Annotated in this window: 4 protein-coding genes; 2 read left to right on the plus strand and 2 right to left on the minus strand. The window is 64.5% G+C overall.

Going from position 1 to position 4,741, the window contains the following annotated elements:
* Positions 1–177 precede the first annotated feature (177 nt).
* A complete protein-coding gene (locus tag AC1DT3_RS12465) occupies positions 178–486 on the plus strand; it encodes a hypothetical protein (RefSeq protein ID WP_477465571.1) in 309 nt (102 codons plus the stop codon).
* Positions 487–635: 149 nt separating this feature from the next.
* The gene (locus AC1DT3_RS12470) at positions 636–2,486 is read left to right on the plus strand and encodes a DEAD/DEAH box helicase (protein ID WP_477465572.1); all 1,851 of its coding nucleotides are present in this window, start codon (positions 636–638) and stop codon (positions 2,484–2,486) included.
* Positions 2,487–2,523: 37 nt separating this feature from the next.
* Here AC1DT3_RS12470 and AC1DT3_RS12475 read toward each other — a convergent pair whose 3' ends face one another.
* Positions 2,524–3,663: an FUSC family protein gene (locus tag AC1DT3_RS12475; protein ID WP_477465573.1), complete on the minus strand. Its 1,140-nt coding sequence runs from the start codon at positions 3,661–3,663 to the stop codon at positions 2,524–2,526.
* Positions 3,664–3,734: 71 nt separating this feature from the next.
* Positions 3,735–4,741, minus strand: a 1,007-nt coding sequence (locus AC1DT3_RS12480; protein ID WP_477465574.1) for a sensor histidine kinase, incomplete at its 5' end; no start/stop codon positions are given.

Raw genomic sequence — 4,741 nt, forward strand, 5'->3', positions numbered from 1 at the left:
GAAATGGGATGCCGAGGTGAAGTCGGCTGCCAAGCAAAAAATAGGCGGGACAGTCGATCAGGCCGGGCGCGTTGCGCGGCCTTTTTATTGCCCGAAGGCTAGCCTTTCGTCCGGCGAGGCTCTATGGCCGCATCCATGTTATTGCCTTAGACTGCCGGCGTCGCAGAAGGGAAAGCCATGTTTACTCTCGAAATCTCAGGCAAGGCGATTGCCGTCACCAATGCCGATGAGGACCAAGCCCAAGAGCTTTTCATGAGCGAAGGCTTCAAGGACGACCTGGTGTCGTTCACCTGTGAGACCAAGCCTCTGTGGGACGGTGCCGCTGCCCTGAAGATCCGCCGGTCGTCCGAGGACGAGATCGAAGCCTTCGACGACGCTCTCGACGGGGACGAGTTCGAGGATGAGGAAGAGGCGGACGAAGACGGCGAAGAAGGCATCGACGTCGTTTTCCTTGTGGAGATCGACGGAATGGGCGATAACGCCTGAGCGGGCCACCCCCATCGTTCAAGCCGAACCAAGCGGCTGAAGAGCGGAATCGCCACCGAGTCCGCTCTTATTTTTATTGAGCATGATCCTCAAGAGCCGACCAAAGGCATTCGGATCTGGCTCCGAAGGAACGGCTCCGCCGTAGACACATGCCCTTTCCAAAAGCAAATCCCAGCCTCGAGCGTGCCCTCGCCGATCGTGGCTATCAAGAACCCACGCCCGTTCAAGCCGCCATCCTCCAGGCAGACGCCCGGGACCGCGACTTGCTCGTCTCCGCCCAGACCGGCTCCGGCAAGACCGTCGCCTACGGCCTCGCTTTGGGTTCGACCCTGCTCGGCGACGCCGAACGGCTGCCGCCGCCAGCAGAACCTTTGGCCCTGATCATCGCGCCGACCCGCGAGCTCGCGCTCCAGGTCCATCGCGAACTCATTTGGCTCTATGGCCCCGCTGGAGCGCGGGTCGCCTCCTGTGTCGGCGGCATGGACGTCCGTCGCGAGCAGCGCGCCCTCGCCGACGGCTGCCACATCGTCGTCGGGACGCCGGGACGCTTGCGCGACCATTTGGAGCGCGGCCGGCTCGACACGTCGAAATTGCGCGCAGTCGTTCTCGACGAAGCGGACGAGATGCTCGATCTCGGCTTTCGCGAGGATCTCGAGTTCATCCTCGACGCCACGCCGCAGGAGCGTCGTACGCTTCTCTTCTCCGCCACCATCCCGCGCAACATCGCCGCGCTCGCCAAGCGTTACCAGCGCGACGCGGTCCGGATCGATACGCTGGTGCAGAACCAACCGCACGGCGACATCGAGTATCGCGCCGTGCGCATTGCGCCGAACGAGATCGAGCACGCCGTCGTCAACGTCCTGCGCTACTTCGAAATGCGGGGCGCAATGGTGTTTTGCTCCACCCGCGAGACGGTGCGCCACCTCAGCGCGAGCCTCACCGAGCGCGGCTTCTCGGCCGTCGCCCTGTCCGGCGAGCTGACGCAGAACGAGCGCACCAACGCATTGCAATCGCTCCGCGACGGCCGTGCGCGGGTCTGCGTGGCAACCGACGTCGCGGCACGCGGCATCGATCTTCCAGACCTCGGTCTCGTCATTCACGCCGATCTGCCGAACGATCACGAAACGCTCCTACACCGTAGCGGGCGCACCGGACGTGCCGGGCGCAAGGGCGTGTGCGTGATGCTCGTGCCCTACACGCGTCGCCGCAAGGCCGAGCGACTGGTTGACAGCGCCGGTGTCGACGTCACCTGGGGTGGCCCGCCTTCCGCCGCGGACATCCGTCAAAGAGACCAGGAGCGTTTGCTCAAGGACCTGACAGTCGCCGAAGAAGCGACCGAAGAGGATCTCAACCTGGCGCGCGCCGTGCTTGCCCAGCGTTCCCCCGTCGAGATCGCATCCGCACTGGTGCGCTTCCACCGCGCGAAGCTTCCGGCACCGGAAGAGATGTTCGACGCCGGAGCAGAGCGCGAGCCGCGTGTCCGCAAGGATAAGCGCGAGCGCCAGACGGACCGCGAACGCGGTGGCGATCGCAAATACGCGCCTTCATCGGACAGCGACTACGGCTCCTCCGAGGACATGGTGTGGTTCCGCATGAGCGTGGGACGCCGCAACAACGCCGACCCCCGTTGGCTGTTGCCGATCATCTGCCGCCTCGGACACGTCACCAAGAAGGAAATCGGGTCGATCAAGATTTTCGACCGTGAGACCAAGTTCGAAATCGTGCAATCCGTCGCGTCGCGTTTCGCATCTGCCGTGCGTAAGACCAACGACGAGGATATTCGGATCGAGCCGGCGACTGCGGCCGGTGGTGGCAGTGGTGGAGGCGGCGCTCACGAGAGCCGCAAGCACCCGGCCGGCGATCGGAAGCCAGGCTCCTTCGGCAAGAAATTCGCCGGCAAGGGTGGCCCTCCGCGCCCCTATGGCGACGACCGGAAAAAGGGCGGCGATAAGCCTTTCGGAGGCAAGAAGAACAAGAAGCGCGCGGCTCCCAAGGCGTAGCACCGCCAAAGCGGCGATCCCGCCGGAGCGTTGCGCATCATCCGCCGTCTGGCGGCTGCCGCGTTGCTCCGTCGGAGTCCTTGCGCTTCAGCATCATCTCGCGGGTGCGGGCGTCGAGATCGTCGAGATCCTGTCGCAATTGCTCCAGAGAGAATCGCAACGCATAGAGGCGAGCGACCGCTTCCGCCGGTAACGGCTCCAGGAAATGCTCGCCCCGCATCGTTTCCATCTCGCCGACCAACGCGGCGAGGCTCTCGTCGAACGCCGTGGCGCTGGGCGGTGACCCGCGCATCTGCAACGCATCGGCAAGCGCAACGAGAAAGGTCTGCGCCGCGTCTCTGATCTGGGCGATGCACGTCGCGAGCCGCACCCGGATCCGTTCGTCGAGCGGCGATGCCGCCGCACGCCCGATCATCACGAAATCGTGCCGGACCCGATAAAGCGTTCGCACCAGCGGTTCAGGATCGGGCGCATCGGTGAGATGGCTCTTTCTCTCGCGCGCCGCCTCGTCGGCGGCGCTTTCCACCTGCTTCAGGGACGCACGAATGCGTGCGTGGAGCGCCGGCGTACCAATCGCGCCGGCATCCGCGAGGACGCCATTCAGGAGYAGCGTCACGAGCTCTGCATTCAACCGTACCACCTGTGCCGCCGCTTCCGTCAGCAGCGTATGCGCGCGCGACGGGAGGATCAGGAGCGCGACCGCCACACCGACCAGATTGCCGAGCGTGATTTCAAGCACCCGGTCGATCGCCGACACGACGGGGCCCAGCGTATGCGCGGAGGTCGGCAGAAGCACGATCAACGCCGTGATGGGCGCGACGCGAAAGCTCGTCTTGATCGAGGCCAGCAGCGCGAGCGGCGCCAACGCGATGACAATCGCCGTCCCCAATTGCCATGACGAGGCATGGGGAACGAAGGCCGAGACCACGGCGCCGTAGATCGCTCCGGCAAATGTTCCGAGAAACCGGTCGATGGCGGCCTTCAGCGAGCCGCCAACGCTCGCTTGCATGACGATCACCGCCGTGATCACAGCCCAGTACCCCTGTGGCAGCACGAGGAGTTGCGCCAGCGCGAAGGCGATCGCGCCGGCAATCGTCACCCGGAACGCGAGCCGAAAGTCGGCCCGCCGCTTTCCGAGCCACTCGCCTGTCCGGTGCATGCTCTCGACGAAGGTCACTCATCGTCTCCGGTCGTTCGTCCGATCGAAGATAGCGGTGTTGGTGCATTTCGACGAGAGCGGGCCACGCGCTACGAGGCACGAAGCGGAATGGTCGCGCAGATATGGCTCGGCGGCCGCCGCTTTCCTTTCGTCGCGCCGACCTCGATCATCCCGCCGCGTGCCTGGACGAGTGACGCGATCACGCGCATTCCAAGTCCCCTGGCGGCCGTCGTCACTTCGAAATCGTCCGGGAAACCGGCGCCGTCATCCTCGACGGCCAACGACACGCTTGCGTCTTCTCTTTGGATACGGACCCGTATGGCGCCCGCTCCGTACTTGAACGAATTGGTCACGGCTTCGGCGGCAATGAGCCCGAGCGCCATCAGAGCATCGGCTTCCACCGTCAATTGACCGACGCCGGCGTCCTCCAGAACGATACGCCGTTCACTGTTGGTGCCCAACGCTTTCTGCAGATCGGCGACGACACCACCGATGTAATCGCGCAGATCACCTTCGATCACGGATCCGACCTGATGCAGTCTATGATGCAGCGTTCCGATCGTGCCGATGCGCGCGCACGCATCGCGCAGATGAACCCGGACGTCTTCGCAATCCGCACCCCGGGCCTGCAGCGTCAACAAACTCTGGACGAGCTGCAGGCTGTTGGCGATCCGGTGATGGACTTCGCGCATTAGCAGCTCCTTTTCCGCGAGAAGGCGTTCACGCTCCATCTGCAGACGACGCTGCTCGGTGACGTCGCGCGCGATCACCATCGCAGCGCGTCCACCGAGACCCGGCATCGGCGTTGCCGCGACCTCCACATGCACTTCCGAACCGTCGTGCCGTTTCCAGATCTCATCGACGAGCGGCCGGTCGCTGACATCGTGCATCTGCCGGATGCGCTCCTCCACCAATGCGCGCGAGGACGGAGCGACGAAATCAAGCAGGAGCCGTCCCACCACGTCTTCGACGCGCAAGGCGCCGACGAGGCTCGCCATGGCGATGTTGGCAATCAGGATCGCTTCGCCGTTGTGGACGATCAGCGCATCCGGACTGAGCTCGATGAGCGTGCGATAATCGCCCGCATGGGTGGAAG

It is taken from the genome of Microvirga sp. P4_G7 (assembly GCF_056401005.1).

Excerpts from the sequence above, each read along its gene's own strand:
- AC1DT3_RS12465 (WP_477465571.1), top strand. The coding sequence starts at position 178 with ATGTTTACTCTCGAAATCTCAGGCAAGGCGATTGCCGTCACCAATGCC.
- AC1DT3_RS12470 (WP_477465572.1), top strand. The coding sequence starts at position 636 with ATGCCCTTTCCAAAAGCAAATCCCAGCCTCGAGCGTGCCCTCGCCGAT.